The sequence below is a fragment of the Salinisphaera sp. SPP-AMP-43 genome (assembly GCF_049568105.1).
Lineage (GTDB): Bacteria > Pseudomonadota > Gammaproteobacteria > Nevskiales > Salinisphaeraceae > Salinisphaera.
Map to the genome: position 1 here is coordinate 2,874,048 of NZ_CP145335.1, position 15,617 is coordinate 2,889,664.

Genomic DNA, 15,617 nt, shown 5'->3' on the forward strand with positions numbered 1-15,617 from the left:
TATGGATGTACTCGAACTCGACGATTGCCTGCCCGAGGATCTGGAACAGGCCGTACTTGTCGGACGGGTCTGGCGGAGCGCTCCGGTCGAGGGCCCGGCGCTGGTCACGGTGCGCAGGGGTGAACTGATCGATATCAGCGCCCAGGCGCCAACCATGGCCGACCTGCTCGACCGCGACGACGTCGCCGAGATCGTGGCATCGGCGCCCGGCGAAGCACTGGGCCAGGTCCGCGACTGGCTGGCCCAGTCGCTGGAAACCGAAACCGGCGATCGCCTGCTGGCCCCGGTCGACCTGCAGGCAGTCAAGGCCTGTGGGGTGACCTTCGCCGTCAGCCTGCTCGAACGTGTGATCGAAGAACAGGCCGGCGGCGATCCAGCCAAGGCCGCGGATGTGCGGGCCCAACTGCACGAGCTGATCGGCCACGATCTCTCCCAGATCACGCCGGGTTCGCAAGCCGCTATGGATCTGAAGGCCGCCCTGGTCGAGCGCGGCGCCTGGTCACAGTATCTGGAAGTCGGCATCGGCCCGGACGCCGAAGTCTTTTCTAAATGTCAGCCGATGGCCTCGGTCGGCTTCGGCGCGGAAGTCGGCCTGCATCCGAGCTCGGCCTGGAACAATCCAGAGCCCGAGATCGTGTTGGCCGTCGATGCGACCGGGCGCACCCGCGGCGCCACTCTAGGTAACGACGTCAACCTGCGTGACCTCGAAGGCCGCAGTGCCCTGCTGCTGTCCAAGGCCAAAGACAACAACGGCTCGTCATCAATCGGGCCATTCATCCGGCTGTTCGATGAGCACTTCACGATCGACGATGTACGGCGCGCCCGAGTCCGGCTAATTATCGAAGGCGAGGACGACGGCTTTCGTCTGGATGCGGCCTCGGATATGCGCGAGATCAGCCGCGATCCGCTCGATCTGGTCACCCAGGCCCACGGTGCCCATCACCAGTATCCGGATGGCTTCGTGCTGTATCTGGGGACCATGTTTTCACCCACCGCCGATCGCGACGGCGAAGGCCAGGGCTTCACCCACCACGTCGGCGATCGCGTGACCATCGGCACGCCGCGGCTCGGCGCGCTGATCAATCGGGTCAACCGCAGCGACGCCATCGCCCCCTGGACTTTTGGCGTACGGCGATTGATGCAGCATCTAGCGCGACGCTCTGGCATCGCGCCGAAAACCGATTCTCATTATTCGACTCAGGAGTCTTCCATGCCCGAAATTACCGGCCAGCAATTCATCGACGGCCAGCGCGTTGCCGCTGGAAGCCACACACTGGCCAGCCGTGCGGCCGAAGACAACGCCCCGTACAAACAGGATTTTTTCGAGGCGACCCCCGAGGAGGTCAAGGCTGCTGCGAACGCGGCACAGCAGGCCTTCGATACCTTTTCGACTACCGATCCGGAAACCCGGGCCCAGTTCCTCGAAGTCTGCGCCGACGAGATCGAGGCTCTCGGCGATGCCGTGATCCGCGAGGCCATGCGCGAAACCGCCCTACCCGAAAAACGCCTGACCGGCGAAGTCGGCCGTACCACCGGCCAGCTGCGGCTGTTCGCCAAGGTGCTGCGCCGCGGCGATTATCTCGGCGCGCGGATCGATACCGCCACCGATGCTGCCCCGGATCTGCGTCAGATCCAGCAGGCGCTCGGCCCGGTGGCAGTGTTCGGTGCCTCCAACTTTCCGTTTGCGTTCTCGGTCGCCGGCGGCGACACCGCCTCCGCGCTGGCCGCCGGCTGTCCGGTCGTGGTCAAGGCTCATCCAGGGCATATGGTGACCTCCGAGATGGTCGGCACGGCTCTTCAGACGGCCGTAACCAAAACTGGCATGCCGGCCGGCACCTTCAACATGATCTTCGGCGACAAGGTCGGTGCCCAGCTGGTCCAGGAACCCGCGATCAAGGCGGTCGGCTTTACCGGTTCGCAGAACGGCGGCCGGGCCCTGTTCGATCTGGCTGCCCAGCGCGACGAGCCGATTCCGGTGTTTGCTGAAATGTCGAGCGTGAATCCGATGTTCATGCTGCCCCAGGCGATCGAGACCCGCGGCGAGACGCTGGCCGAAGGCCTGGCCGGCTCGGTCACGATGGGGGTCGGCCAGTTCTGTACCGGGCCCGGCGTGATCATCGGTGTGAAGTCGCCAGCCATGACCCGTTTCGTCGAAACGTTGGGCGAACAACTCAAAGCCAAGCCCGGCCAGGTGATGCTCAACCACGGCCTGCTGGATAACTATCAGCGCGGCGTGGAACGGCTCAAGGGCCTGTCCGGCGTTGCCGAAGTCGCGGTCGGCACCGCTGAGTCGAATCAGGCCGCCGCCCGGCTGTTCACTGCCGACAAGCATCAACTCTTTGACGCGGCACAGCCGTTGATGGAAGAAGTCTTCGGCCCGAGCACGGTGGTCGTCGAACTCGACAGCGAAGACGAGTTGGAAGACGCCGCCCGGGCGCTCAACGGCCAGTTGACCGCGACCGTCACCGGCGAAGAGACCGAGGTGGCCAACCACAAACCGCTGGTCACCGAGCTCACCCGACGCGCCGGCCGGGTGCTGTTCGACGGCTTTCCCACCGGCGTAGCGGTCAACGATGCGATGGTCCACGGCGGGCCCTACCCAGCGACCACCGATCCGCACAGCACGTCGGTCGGCACGCTGGCGATCGAGCGCTATCTACGCGCGGTCTGCTATCAGAATGCACCGGCGGCCGTGCTGCCCAAGGCCTTGGCCGATGACAACCCGTTGGGCATCCGGCGGTTGGTCAACGGCGAGATGAGCAGCGCGGCACTATAATACGGGAGATCGATCATGCAGCTGATCCAGTTCGAAACCGCCTCCGGCCAGCGCCGCGTCGGCGTGGTCGATGCCGATCGGGTGCGCACGGTCGCCGAGACCGATAGCGTGCACGATCTGGCCCTGGCTGCGATTCGTGCCGGCCACGGTCTGGCCACCGAAATCGAACAACGTGGCATCGCCGATGGTCTGGATAGCCTGGAGGCACTGCTGGACGCCGGCCGGGTGCTGCCCCCGGTCGACCACGCCGATCCGGCCCACTGCCTGATCACCGGTACGGGCCTGACCCATACCGGCAGCGCGGATACTCGCAATGCCATGCATGAGGGCTCGGCCCAGCCCGATCCAGACCATCAGACCGACTCGATGAAGGTCTTCAACTGGGGCCTGGAAGGCGGCCGGCCGGCGCCGGGCCAGGCTGGCGTGCAGCCGGAATGGTTCTATAAGGGCGACGGCCAGATCGTGGTCCGCCCTGGCGCCGAAATCCCCGGCCCGGCGTTCGGCCGGGATCTCGGCGAGGAACCCGAGATCGCCGGGCTGTATGTGATCGCCGACGACGGCACTCCCTGGCGCGTCGGCTATGCGCTCGGCAACGAAGTTTCGGACCACGTGACCGAGCGCCAGAACTATCTGTATCTGGCCCATTCGAAACTGCGCTACTGCAGCTTCGGGCCGACTCTATTGACCGGCGAGCTGCCCCAGTCGGTCGAAGGCACCAGCCGCATCTGGCGCGGCGATAGCGTGCTTTGGGAAAAACCCTTCGCTTCCGGCGAGGCCAATATGAGCCACAGCCTGGAAAACCTGGAATATCACCATTTCAAGTATCGCCAGTTCCTACGCCCTGGCGATGTACACGTGCATTTTTTCGGCACGGCGACCCTGTCGTTCGCCGACCAGATCGCGACCCGCCCTGGCGATATGTTCGAGATCGAATCGCCGATTTTCGGCGCCCCATTGCGCAACCCTGTCAGCCAAAGCGTTACCACCTTCGCGCCCGGTGGCGTACGGGCCCTGATTTGAGCGTCATCAAACCCGAGACCGGAGGCTCGCCTATAAGCTGAAAATAAAAAAACCGTTATTTACAGATCACCTTCTACAACAACACAGGGTGATTCCAAGCGAGGAGGAGAGCATGCGAAGCGATCGCAATCATAAGACGGTGCTGTATCACGGCGCGGCCGCTGCTGCGCTGGCCGGACTCATGCTGGGCAGTGCCACAGCCTGGGCTGCCGACAGCGCCAACGACGGTTCGAGCCAGCCGGATCATCTGGCGGTGACCCAGAGCGATTTCGGCCAGACTCCAGACGGGGAGAAGGTCCAGCGTTACCACATGACCAATGCCAACGGCATGTCCGTGGATGTCATCACCTTCGGCGGCCGGATTCAGTCGATCGAGCTGCCGGATAAAAATGGCAAAAGCACCGATATCGCGCTGGGTTTCGATAACGTCAAGGACTATATCGACCATTCCAGCGTCTATTTCGGGGCCACCATCGGCCGCTACGGCAACCGGATCGCCGGCGGCCAGTTCAAGCTCAACGGCCAGACCTACAATCTACCCAAGAACAATGGCCCGAACACCCTGCACGGCGGCACCAAAGGCTTCGACCAGAAAGTCTGGGCGGCCGCGCCGATCGATACGGGCGATCGCGTCGGTGTCGAACTGACCCATTTCTCGCCCGACGGCACCATGGGCTTTCCCGGCAATCTGGCGGTCACCGTCCGCTATACGCTGGATAACGACAACGACTTGCGCATCCACTACTCGGCAGTATCGGACCAGGATACGGTCATCAACCTGACCAACCATGTCTATTTCAATCTGGCCGGGGCCGGCAGCGGCACCGTGCTAGACCAGGTCGCCATGATCAACGGCGACCGGTTCACGCCGATCGACAAGACATTGATCCCGACCGGCCAGCTCAAGCCCGTGTCCGGCACCCCGCTGGATTTCACCACGCCCACGCCGATCGGCAAGCACATTCATGCCGACAACCCGCAGTTGAAATATGCCGAACCCGACAAAGGCGGCTACGACTTCAACTGGGTGCTCAATACCCAGGGCAACCTCGACGATCTGGCCGTGCGCGTGAGCGATCCCCAATCCGGGCGCACGGTGGAAATGTATACCACCGAGCCCGGCGTGCAGTTCTATACCTCCAACTTCCTGGACGGCTCGTTCAAGGGCGCGCATGGCCACAAGTTGGGGCACTGGGGCGGTTTCACGCTGGAAGCCCAGCACTATCCGGATTCGCCGAACCAGCCGGATTTCCCGACCACCGAACTCAAAGCAGGACAGAAATACACGCAGACCACGGTCTACAAATTCCTGCCTGAATAAACGCGCTCTGCCCGGCCGCCCCGGCGGCGGCTGGGTCAATAACAAACACGAGCGCTTAAGCGAAAACCAACGGAGGAGCCATCATGACCGATTCATCAGACCCCAACGACAACGGCATCGATATCGGCCGGCGCCGGATTCTGCACGGCGCGCTAGGCGGTGGGGCCACCCTGGCCACTATGGCCGCCGGCATGGGCATAAGCCCGGCCGCACTGGCAGCTGGCAAGCACGACGCCCAGCTGCCCGATCATCCAAACTACAAGTTCGTATTCGTCAATCACGTCACCACCAACCCGTTTTTCGTGCCCACGCAGTACGGCGCGGCGGATGCCTGTGCAGCCTTTGGCTGCAGCTATCAATGGACTGGCTCCCAGACCTCCGAACCGCGGGAAATGGTCAATGCCATGCATGCGGCCATCTCCTCGGGCGCGGACGGCATTGCTGTGGCCCTAGTCGACCAGAGCGCCTTCAATGCCCCGATCGATCGGGCCCTGAAAGCCGGCATCCCGGTGGTCTCCTATAACGCCGACGTCGACAACGACCGGCTGGCCTATATCGGCCAGAAGCTGTTCGATGCCGGCAAGGCACTGGGCGAACGTATCGTTCAGGAGGTGGACTCGGGTGATGTCGTGGGCTTCATCGCGACCCCAGGCCAGCTCAATATCCAGCCCCGAATGAATGGCGCCAAGGCCGCCATCGAGGCATCCGGCAAGGACATCACGCTGCACCAGGTCGCCAGCGGGCCAACGGTCAACGAAGAGTTCAACCGCATCGAGTCGTTCTATCTCGGCCATCGCGACATTAAGGGCATGTTCGCGGTCGATGCCGGCAGTACCGAAGGCATCGCCAAGACCATGAAGAAACATGGTCTGGCCGACAAGGGCATCAAGGGCGGTGGCTTCGACATGCTGCCCGGCACGCTCGACGGTATCGAGGCCGGCGATCTGAGTTTCACGATCGACCAACAACCGTATATGCAGGGCTTCATGCCGGTCACGGAACTGTTTCTCTACAAGGTCTCGGGTGGCCTGAGCGGCATGGCCAACATCAACACCGGCCTGAAGTTCGTGACCAAGGACAACGTTGGTCAATACCTGAATACCAAGAGCCGTTTCGAAGGCAACTCGAACAAGCAAAAGGTTCTGTCCCGCTCCGGCCCCATCTCGAGTTGAGTAGCTGATTTATGGCAACGCAAAGCAAAGCTCAATCGCCTGACCGGCCAGCCGAGCGATCGCAGGATGCACAACGGCGCCAGGGTTCCTGGCGCCGTATCCTGGCCGCGACCCTGGGTCGACGGGAGGCGAGCATCGTCGTCGCCGGCATTCTGCTGGTGATCTATTTCCAGAGCACCACCGGTTACTTCCTGACTCAGGACAATATCGGCACGCTCGGCCAGTATGCTGCCGCGACCGCGATACTCGCGGCCGGCGAAGTGCTGGTGCTGATCAGCGGCGAACTCGATCTGTCGGTCGGCATGGTCTACGCCATGGCGCCGTTTCTGATGTTCTTCGCGCACAGCGCCGGCATTCCGATCGTACTCGCGATCATCCTGGCTCTACTCGGCTGTGGCGTGGTGGGTCTGCTCAACGGCCTGATTACCGAGCTGCTACAAATCCATTCGTTCGTGACCACCATGGGCATGCTGTTTTTGCTCAACGGCTTCACGCTAACGATCTCCGGCGGCTATCCGGTGCAGCCGGAAGCCGGCGAATTCGCCACCATGATTTTCGGCGGTAGCGCGTTCGCAGGGATCGCCTGGGCCTTCGGTATCGCCGTGGTCTTCCAGCTCATTCTCACGCGTACCCGCTGGGGGCTGCATACGATCGCGGTCGGCGGCAACCTCAACGGTGCCACCGAAGCAGGCATCAAGGTCACCTTCGTCAAGATCCGAAACTTCACGGTCTGCAGCATGCTCGCCGGGTTCGGCGGCATCCTGGACAGTTTTCAGATCGGATCGATCACGCCCCTCGCCGGCGGCACCCAGATCATGTTCATGTGCATCGCCTCGGCGGTGATCGGCGGCACCCTGCTCGCCGGTGGCGTGGGCACCATCATCGGCGCCTTCTTCGGCGCCCTGGTCATCGGCATTCTCAAGGACGGCTTCACCCTGGCCGGGGTTTCGGCCTATACCTTCGACATGATTCTGGGCGCGGCCATCCTGATCACCATGATCGTCAACGTCCATATCGGACGCCTGAAGCTTTTTGGTAAAAAATCATGACGCAACCAAGCCAACCACTGTTGCAGGTCGAGAACGTAGCCAAGGAGTTCGGCCACGTCACGGCCCTGCAAGACGTCAATCTACGGGTCGGCAAGGGCGAGGTGCTGGGTCTACTCGGCGATAACGGCGCCGGCAAGTCGACGCTGATGAAGATCCTGTGCGGGCTACACCGCCCCACCCGCGGCCGTATCCTGTTCGACGGCGAGCCGGTCCAGCTGCACTCGGTCACCCATGCCCGTTCGCTGGGCATCGACTGCGTACATCAGGATCTGGCCCTGATCCCCCAGCTCAACGTCTACCACAACATGTTCCTACAGCGGGAATCGTTGATCGGCGGACCGCTGGCGATCCTCAACAATCGGCCGATGAAGGAAAAGGCCCGCAAGTGCCTGACCGATATCGGGGTCAATATTCCGTCCGTGGATGTGCCGATCGGCCAGTTGTCCGGCGGCCAGCGGCAGGCAGTGGCCGTAGCCCGCTCGGTCTACTCCAATGCCCGACTACTGCTGCTCGACGAGCCGACTGCAGCCATGGGCGCCAAGGAAGGGGCGATGATTCTCGACGTCATCAATCGCCTGCGTGCCCAGGGCGAAGTGTCGATCATCATCATCGCCCATAACTACGGCCATATCTTTGATGTCTGCGATCGAATCAATCTGTTGCAGAACGGCCGCATCACCTTCGACAAGGCGACCAACGATACATCGGTACAGGAGCTGACCGATATCGTGGTCAACGAATATCGCAACGTCGCCAAGGAAGCACGCGCCTAGGTCCAGGCCTCAGGCCGGTCGTTGCCACTTTCGGGGCCGGGCCGGCTTGCCGCCGGCCGGGGCCTTTGGAAGAATGCTCTGCTGCTCTAGACATACCTCCGACCGGACTCCTGCCCATGACTGATTCGCAAGCCCTTGGCCCCAAAGCTCAAAAGCAAGACCGGCGTATCGTCGTCATGGGTGTTTCGGGCAGTGGCAAATCGAGCATCGGCGAGGCCGTCGGGGCGGCACTCGATATCGAGTACCTGGATGGCGATCGCTATCACCCCCAGGCCAATATCGATAAGATGTCGACCGGTGAGCCACTGGACGACGACGATCGCGCCGGCTGGCTGACGATATTGACCGACTTGATCGCCGATTATCGTCGACGGGGCGAGTCACTGCTACTGGGCTGTTCGGCCCTCAAACGGGATTACCGCGACCAGCTGCGCCTGGGTGATCCCGATCTGATCTTTTTGTATCTGGACGGCGGCTTCGACGTCATTCTCGGTCGCATGCGTCAACGCGAGCACTTCTTCTCGGCCGACATGCTGCAGTCACAGTTCGAAACACTCGAACCGCCGACCGACGACGAAGCGGTACGCATCGATATCGATACCGATTTTGACGACGTCATCCAAGCCAGTACGGTCGCCCTGCGACAACGGCTGAATAAGGACACCGAATGAGCGAAACGCTGACGCCCCATCTGCGCCTGAGCATGACTCTGGGCGAGGGCTTGCACTGGGATCCAGAAAATCAGGCGCTCTACTGGGTCGATATTATCGGCGGCCAGTTGCATCGACTGGCCCCCGACAGTGGTCACCATACGACCGTCGATCAGGGCGAGGCGATCACCTGCGTGGTACGTCGAACCGACGGCGGGCTGCTGGCTGCGATGCGCTCTGGCATCTGGCTGCTGGACGACACCGGGCACAAGCAACAGCAGCTGGTCGAGGCCCCGGAGGACACCCATGACCATCGCTTCAACGACGGTGGCACGGACCCGGCAGGCCGATTCTGGATCGGCACGATGAACGAGGCCCAGTCGGCCGCCGATGCCTCACTATACTGCTACGACGGCCAGACGCTGAGCCCGCGGCTGTCCGATATGACGATCACCAACGGGCTGGCGTTCAGTCCCGACGGGCGCTGGATGTATCACACCGATACGCCGACCCGGATCATTCGTCGCCATCCTTTCGATGCCGATACTGGCAAACTTGGCGCCGGCGAGACCTGGGTCGATCTCAATCGGCTCGATATCGAAGGTTATCCGGACGGCGCAGCCGTGGATGCCGAGGGCTATTACTGGACCGCCCTGTTCGGCGGTGCGGCGGTAGCTCGCTTCGATCCCGCTGGCACGCTGGTCTCCCATCATCCGATGAGTGCGCTGCAACCGACCATGCCTGCCTTTGGCGGCACCGATGGGCGCACCTTGTTCGTCACCACGGCCCGCGAAGGGATGGACGAAGACACGATCGCCCAGTGGCCGGATTCCGGCTCGCTGTTTTCGATGCAGGTCGATACGCCGGGGCGCCCGGCCCCAGCGTTCAAGGCTGCGCCCGCAAACGCCTGATGCAGGGCGGGCCACGGGATTACCCGTGCTCGGTTTCACGGGCATGCTCGACCGGCACCGCAAATGGCTGTGCTCAAACGATGCGCGGTGCTGCTTGAGCGCTCGAGCCCAGACTGGCCGTAGCGCAGAACGCCGATGGTCGATTGTCATAGGCGCCCAGCGCGACGGCACGAGCGCCGACGAACGCAAGCACGACGACAGCCCAGCGTGGCAGCGCCCGCACCTAGCACAACGGCATCATGTTCGTACACGTTTTTTGCAGGCGTTTGGCACGGACTTGCATGGAATATCAGCAGGCCATAGGACAACATCATGACGATTCGTTTGGCACTCGTCGGTTTCGGCAAGATCGCCACCGACCAGCATCAGCCCGCCATCGGCGCGAATGATGACTTCGAACTGGTCGCGGCAGCCGATCCGCGGCTCGCGACCGACCCGACGGCCAACCCGGCACAGTTCGCCGATCTCGACGAACTACTCGATGCAGATCTCGGCATCGACGCGGTCGCGCTCTGTGTGCCGCCCCAGCATCGCTTCGCCATGGCCTGCCAGGCGCTCGCCGCCGGTCTGCATGTACTGCTGGAAAAGCCGCCGGGCATCACCTTGTCGGAAGTGGCCGACCTCCAGGCCCGCGCCGGCCAGGCTGGCGTAACGCTCTATGCCAGCTGGCATTCCCGCCATGCCCCGGCCATCGAGCCGGCCCGGGAATGGCTGGCCGGCCGCGATATCCAGGCGGTCACGGTCGAATGGCGCGAAGACGTCAAGGTCTTTCATCCCGGTCAGGGCTGGATCTGGACCCCAGGCGGGCTCGGCGTATTCGATCCGGGCATCAATGCCCTATCGATTCTCACCCACATACTCGAGCGGCCATTCGCACTGCGCCGGGCCCGGCTGGATATTCCCGGTAACCGGGCCATGCCCATCGCTGCCGAGCTGTCATTCCAGCAGGCCGACGGCGTGCCGATCGAAGCGGTCTTCGATTTTCGTCATACCGAGCAACCCTGCTGGCGCATCTGCGTCGACACCGACGCCGGCCGCCTGGAACTCACCCAGGGCGGCGCCGCGATGGCCATCGACGGGCAACCGCAGATCGACGAAGACAAGGCCGAATACGCCGGTGTTTATGCCCGCTTCGCGGCGTTGATCGAAAAGCGCATCTGCGACGTCGACGTGCGCGCTTTTCAGCATGTGGCCGATGCCTTCATGCTGGGCGAGCGCCGCACGGTCGAAGACTTCAACGAATAGACGAGCACATCCCGTGCGCATACACCTATCGCCCTGTCTGCTCCCCGAGGCCTGTCATGTCTGAATCGTTGTCTCCCTGTCTGTCGGTCGGCTGCCATGTATTCGGCCACACTACCGACGGCGAACGCGTCGACCGTTATCGCCTGACCAACCGGCGCGGCATGGTCGTCGATATTCTGACCTACGGCGCACGTATCCATGCCGTCCAGGTGCCGGATAAGAACGGCCGTGTGGACGACGTGGCGCTCGGCTTCGAACGCGTCGCCGATTATGAGACAGCCGGCCAGAGCTACTTCGGGGCCACCATCGGCCGCTACGGCAACCGGATCGGCGGCGGCACTTTCGAACTCGATAGCCAGACGCATCGGCTATCGACCAACGAAGGGCCGAATACGCTGCACGGCGGCCAGCGCGGCTTCGACCGCCATAACTGGGCGGCCTGCCCGATCGAGACTTCCCACGAAGTCGGCGTCGAACTGACCCACGTTTCGCCAGATGGCGATATGGGTTTCCCGGGCACGCTCGCGGTCACCCTGCGCTATACCCTCGACGAGGCCAACAACCTGCGCCTGCACTACTCGGCGATCGCCGACGCCGATACGGTGGTCAATCTGACCAACCATGTCTTTTTCAATCTGGCTGGCGCCGGTTCGGGATCGATTCACGATCAGATCGCCTTCATTAACGCCGATCGAATCACCGCCGTCGATAAGGCCCTGCTGCCGACCGGCGAACAAACCCAGGTTGCCGGTAGCGCCTTGGATTTCACGCATCCCAAAGCGATCGGTGCCGATATCGAGGCCGAGTCTTTGGCCGAGCTCGGCGGCTACGACCACAACTGGATACTGAACACCGAAGGCGATCTCTCTAAGTTGGCCGTGCGAGTAATCGATCCAGCCTCCGGACGTAGCCTGGAGATGTATTCCACCGAACCGGGCGTCCAGTTTTTTACCAGCAATGGGCTCGACGGTTCGGTGAGCGGCAAGGATGGGCAGGCCTACGATCGGCATGCGGCTTTCACCCTCGAAGCCCAACACGCCCCCGATTCACCGAACCAGCCTGGTTTTCCTTCGACCCGTCTCGCGGCCGGGGAGAAATATACCCAGACCACGGTCTATCGGTTTTCGCCAGGTTAAACAAACGCTCTCGGCCGGGCAGGCGTATCGAGGGCCGGCCGAGATCGGCACGCCGTAACGTGAGTGCTCGTGGCTCATCGATTGCGCTGATCGACAGCGACCCGGTCTATACCTCGACCTCCACCGTTCAGCGACGCGCAATTGTCGCCGGCCTATACTCTCGCGCCTGGCAATAGGGCCATGGCTTGGCCGGCACGGTTCAGTCTGTCGGCCGATTGTTCGTTACGCTGTGATCGATTCAAATACACTGCCTTAGATACGGCCCGGCCCGGTATCGGTCGGTGTTGGCCCAAGGTCGCCTTGGTGTCTTCGGCTGGTCGTTGTACACCCATGCACAGAAGCTAGATCGCGTTATCGTCTTGAAGTCGCTCCCCTCGACCAAGCCGCTGCCTATCCTCATGTGCCCGCTCGACTCGGTGGTGCTCCATGTCTAAACGCCCATCCGATAGTGCTCGCCCCGGCTTCGTCCGTAGCTATGGCCTGCCGGCACTGCTATGGCTGGCCATCGCAGCGGTCGGGTGGATCGCCGTGGACCGATTGCCCGAAGACGAACCGGCCCCGGAACAGGCCAGCGCATCGAGCGCGTCGAGTCAGCCGCAGGACGAAACGACGGGGGCAGCGCCGGCGGTCACCAATCGTGACAACGCGACCAACGCCCCTGCACAACAGTCTTCAGCGCAGACTCAAGCCTCGGCCAAGCCAGGCCAGTCGAGCCAGTCGAGCCAGTCGAGCCAGTCGAGCCAGTCGAGCCAGTCGAGCCAGTCGAGCCAGTCGGCAGATGATGCGATGACGGCTGAGCGCGCAGAAACCACCGCATCGCCCTCGGCCGAAACCGAACCCAAGCCGGAGACCGGTGACCAGACGGCCCAGGCCGATAAGACACGCCCAGCCGAACAACACGAACCGGCGGCCGACAACGATACAGCTACGACCACCACCGCCAAGACCTCATCGACGGCCGAGCTGTCCTCGCCCTCTGCGGCTTCGGGACACATCGTACGGGCCCAGCTGACCAGCGGCATCGAGAATAAGGAACCGGTCGACCGGCTGTCCGGCATCGTCCATAGCGACAACAATCCTCGTCGCTATCTTTACTATTTCACCCAGCTCAAGGGCATGGCCGGCAAAACCATCACCCATCTGTGGTGGCACGAAGGTCGGCTCATGTCTCGGGTCACGCTGCAGATCGGCAGCAGTTTCTGGCGAACCTATTCCGCCCAGCGGCTGACCCTCGATATGACCGGGGACTGGCGAGTGGTGGTCAAAGACAGCCAGGGGCGTATTCTGGAAAACGTGCATTTCGTCTACCAGACGCCATAACAGCCCGACCGCTGCCCCGGCGAGCACCGCCGGCTGCAGCGAGTTATCGCAGGGCCCTATATCGCTTGCCGGGCAGACCGCGTTCGAGTCATCGCTCAGTCGGTATGACCCTCCACGGCTGCGTACACCGCGCTAACGGCCGCTCATCCCTGCTACGAGATACGGCGACCCGCGCGGGGACGGGCCATTTCCCGATCCGGGAAACGGCCCTGTCGTAATCAGCTATGGCCGCGACCGCGGCTTTGGCCATCGCTGCCATACCAGCTCTTGCCGGCATGCCCGTGCGGGCCACGATCGCGATCGCCTGCCGTCGCCTGTTCCAGTGCATCGGCCCAGGCTGCGACGTCGGGCGTACCGAGGCCGGTCGCCGGCTCATAGCCCTCGGCCGCCGACCAGAACCAGTTATCGCCGTGGGTGATGTCATTGAGCGGCGCCCCGCTGCCATAGCCGTTGCGAGCCTGCAGACGGTACAGCTGCGGGTTGACGAAGCCGAGGCGAGATCCCGCGCTCTGGGCCAGAAGAGCCGTAATGCCGTTGAGCTGCGGTGCCACGAAGCTGGTGCCGCCATAACCACTGATCAGACCACCGTCTACGGTGGAATAGACGATATAGCCCGAGTACGGGTCTGCGTTCATCGATATATCAGGCAAATTCCGCCCGGCAAAACCCGACTTGAGCTGCAGAATGTCTTCGGCCGGCGTCGCTGTGCGATCGATCAGGATCTGGCCGGGCTGGCTGTTCTGCATACCCGCCACACCCTGCTGGTAAGCCGGGCGCGGCCAGAACACGCTCACCCCGCCGCCAGCGCCCCCGGCAAAGATACCGGCCGCTACCGGATCCAGCCCGTAGCAATGGGCATAGAAATCGGTCAGATAATCGTAGGCCCAGGCGCGGGGCTCGGACACCTCGATATCGTAGGTCGCCGAATCCCCGTCCGGGCAGCTGCCGGTCAGCTGCAGCGGGCGGGTCGTACCGCCGGCGGCCGTCATATACGGCGAGGATGCGGGCGAGTCGACTGACAGGGTCTTGGAGTAGTCCGGCGCCGGCAGCTGTCGATCGGTATCGTAGGCCCCGGAATCGCCGGAGGCCGCATACAGGCTGATGCCCTGGGCCGCGGCTTCCATGAACGCCTGGTTGAGGGCGCGCAAGGTATCCCGATAGTCCACGCCGCCGTTGAGTTCCGGGGTATAGAAGATTTCGGGCAGCCCCCAGCTGTATGACAAGGTATCGACGCGGTTGTCAGAAACCACCCGATAGAACATATGGATGCCGCCGGCATCGGAGTTCGGCGCGTCGTAGACCACGATATCGGCAAACGGTGCCAGCCCGCCGGCCTGTTCGACATCGAGATTGGTCTCGCCGGTGCCGGCCTCTGCGCCATACTCGCCGCCGCCGTCGACATGTATCTGGGTAATACGATCCGGCTTGGTCGCCAGCCCGACCGTGTTCCAATAGGTTTCCACGTCGGTAGGCAGGAAGTCGGCATAGGTCGCGATCCCGACGGTTTGCCCGTTGCCGTTGATCCCGGTGCCGTAGAGCGGATTCACATCATAGATTTCGGCCACGTCGCCCACGGTAAAATTACCCGGATCGTGGGTAGCGACGGCCGTACTCGGCGAGCGCGCCGTCAGATCCGCCTCGACACTGGTCGCAGGTCGAGCGGTATGCAGCGATTGATATTGATACTGATTGCTCAGCCCGACGACCGTCAGCACCCCGTTGCTGCGCAATAGCTTCGGCATGCGCGGCGCATGGTCCGGCCGGTGGAAGGCGCGACGCATATGCCGGTTGTGGCCGATCTTGCGGTAATCGTGCATCTGCACCGAAAACGCGCGTTCGAAGGCTGCGGACGGCCCGGAGACCGTCATCGCCAGGTTATCGCCGAACAGTTTGTCGATGCGCAAGCCCGAGCCGTTCAGATAACGAGCGACTTGCTTGAGCTGACCGCGCGGCGGTGCATAGTGACGTGCGAATTCCGCCACGCTCAGAAAATCGTGGTAGTGCGGCCCCGGGCTGATCGTACGCTGGATATACCGTTCGAGCTGCTTTTGGTGGCGCAGCTTGAACACGATGGTCGCGGTCATGTCCTGGTCGGCCGCCATGCTTCCGACCATGGCGGCCTGTTCATCGCCAGCCTGGGCTGTGCCGAACGCACAGGCCAGTCCGAGCGCGGCACCGGCCAGCGCCGTTTTTCTGCTAGTCATCCTGATATCCCCAATTCCCTGAATAGTCTTGGCACGAAGT

Annotated in this window: 12 protein-coding genes; 11 read left to right on the forward strand and 1 reads right to left on the reverse strand. The window is 62.8% G+C overall.

Annotated elements, in window-relative coordinates; translation table 11 throughout:
* The first annotated feature begins 1 nt into the window (after position 1).
* The 11 genes from V5738_RS12330 (at position 2) to V5738_RS12380 (ending at position 13,373) form a co-directional block, all read left to right on the forward strand.
* Positions 2-2,776 (forward strand): aldehyde dehydrogenase family protein, encoded by a 2,775-nt coding sequence (locus tag V5738_RS12330; protein ID WP_423821104.1) that lies wholly within the window; start codon positions 2-4, stop codon positions 2,774-2,776.
* Between the two features lie 15 nt (positions 2,777-2,791).
* A complete protein-coding gene (gene araD1, locus V5738_RS12335; RefSeq protein WP_423821105.1) occupies positions 2,792-3,796 on the forward strand; it encodes an AraD1 family protein in 1,005 nt (334 codons plus the stop codon).
* A 181-nt stretch (positions 3,797-3,977) separates the two neighbouring features.
* Positions 3,978-5,117 (forward strand): aldose epimerase family protein, encoded by a 1,140-nt coding sequence (locus V5738_RS12340; protein ID WP_423824180.1) that lies wholly within the window; start codon positions 3,978-3,980, stop codon positions 5,115-5,117.
* A gap of 83 nt (positions 5,118-5,200) precedes the next feature.
* The gene (locus tag V5738_RS12345; RefSeq protein ID WP_423821106.1) at positions 5,201-6,289 is read left to right on the forward strand and encodes a sugar ABC transporter substrate-binding protein; all 1,089 of its coding nucleotides are present in this window, start codon (positions 5,201-5,203) and stop codon (positions 6,287-6,289) included.
* Positions 6,290-6,300: 11 nt separating this feature from the next.
* Positions 6,301-7,338, forward strand: coding sequence for an ABC transporter permease (locus V5738_RS12350; RefSeq protein WP_423821107.1), 1,038 nt, complete (start codon positions 6,301-6,303; stop codon positions 7,336-7,338).
* On the forward strand, positions 7,335-8,111 hold the full coding sequence (locus tag V5738_RS12355) for an ATP-binding cassette domain-containing protein (RefSeq protein WP_423821108.1): 777 nt from the start codon (positions 7,335-7,337) through the stop codon (positions 8,109-8,111). Before V5738_RS12350 ends, V5738_RS12355 begins: the two co-directional genes overlap by 4 nt.
* Before the next feature lie 116 nt (positions 8,112-8,227).
* Positions 8,228-8,782: a gluconokinase gene (locus V5738_RS12360; protein WP_423821109.1), complete on the forward strand. Its 555-nt coding sequence runs from the start codon at positions 8,228-8,230 to the stop codon at positions 8,780-8,782.
* A complete protein-coding gene (locus tag V5738_RS12365) occupies positions 8,779-9,672 on the forward strand; it encodes an SMP-30/gluconolactonase/LRE family protein (protein ID WP_423821110.1) in 894 nt (297 codons plus the stop codon). The genes V5738_RS12360 and V5738_RS12365 overlap by 4 nt, the downstream gene beginning before the upstream one ends.
* A gap of 312 nt (positions 9,673-9,984) precedes the next feature.
* Positions 9,985-10,917: a Gfo/Idh/MocA family protein gene (locus V5738_RS12370; protein ID WP_423821111.1), complete on the forward strand. Its 933-nt coding sequence runs from the start codon at positions 9,985-9,987 to the stop codon at positions 10,915-10,917.
* Positions 10,918-10,973: 56 nt separating this feature from the next.
* Positions 10,974-12,053, forward strand: coding sequence for an aldose epimerase family protein (locus tag V5738_RS12375; protein WP_423821112.1), 1,080 nt, complete (start codon positions 10,974-10,976; stop codon positions 12,051-12,053).
* A gap of 426 nt (positions 12,054-12,479) precedes the next feature.
* Positions 12,480-13,373: a DUF2914 domain-containing protein gene (locus V5738_RS12380; RefSeq protein WP_423821113.1), complete on the forward strand. Its 894-nt coding sequence runs from the start codon at positions 12,480-12,482 to the stop codon at positions 13,371-13,373.
* A gap of 218 nt (positions 13,374-13,591) precedes the next feature.
* Here V5738_RS12380 and V5738_RS12385 read toward each other — a convergent pair whose 3' ends face one another.
* A complete protein-coding gene (locus V5738_RS12385) occupies positions 13,592-15,577 on the reverse strand; it encodes a S53 family peptidase (RefSeq protein WP_423821114.1) in 1,986 nt (661 codons plus the stop codon).
* Positions 15,578-15,617 lie beyond the last annotated feature (40 nt).

Coding starts and splice junctions, on each gene's coding strand:
- V5738_RS12340 (WP_423824180.1), top strand. CDS start 3,978: ATGCTGGGCAGTGCCACAGCCTGGGCTGCCGACAGCGCCAACGACGGT.
- V5738_RS12360 (WP_423821109.1), top strand. CDS start 8,228: ATGACTGATTCGCAAGCCCTTGGCCCCAAAGCTCAAAAGCAAGACCGG.
- V5738_RS12350 (WP_423821107.1), top strand. CDS start 6,301: ATGGCAACGCAAAGCAAAGCTCAATCGCCTGACCGGCCAGCCGAGCGA.
- V5738_RS12345 (WP_423821106.1), top strand. CDS start 5,201: ATGACCGATTCATCAGACCCCAACGACAACGGCATCGATATCGGCCGG.
- V5738_RS12370 (WP_423821111.1), top strand. CDS start 9,985: ATGACGATTCGTTTGGCACTCGTCGGTTTCGGCAAGATCGCCACCGAC.
- V5738_RS12385 (WP_423821114.1), bottom strand. CDS start 15,577: ATGACTAGCAGAAAAACGGCGCTGGCCGGTGCCGCGCTCGGACTGGCC.
- araD1 (WP_423821105.1), top strand. CDS start 2,792: ATGCAGCTGATCCAGTTCGAAACCGCCTCCGGCCAGCGCCGCGTCGGC.
- V5738_RS12355 (WP_423821108.1), top strand. CDS start 7,335: ATGACGCAACCAAGCCAACCACTGTTGCAGGTCGAGAACGTAGCCAAG.
- V5738_RS12365 (WP_423821110.1), top strand. CDS start 8,779: ATGAGCGAAACGCTGACGCCCCATCTGCGCCTGAGCATGACTCTGGGC.
- V5738_RS12330 (WP_423821104.1), top strand. CDS start 2: ATGGATGTACTCGAACTCGACGATTGCCTGCCCGAGGATCTGGAACAG.
- V5738_RS12375 (WP_423821112.1), top strand. CDS start 10,974: ATGTCTGAATCGTTGTCTCCCTGTCTGTCGGTCGGCTGCCATGTATTC.
- V5738_RS12380 (WP_423821113.1), top strand. CDS start 12,480: ATGTCTAAACGCCCATCCGATAGTGCTCGCCCCGGCTTCGTCCGTAGC.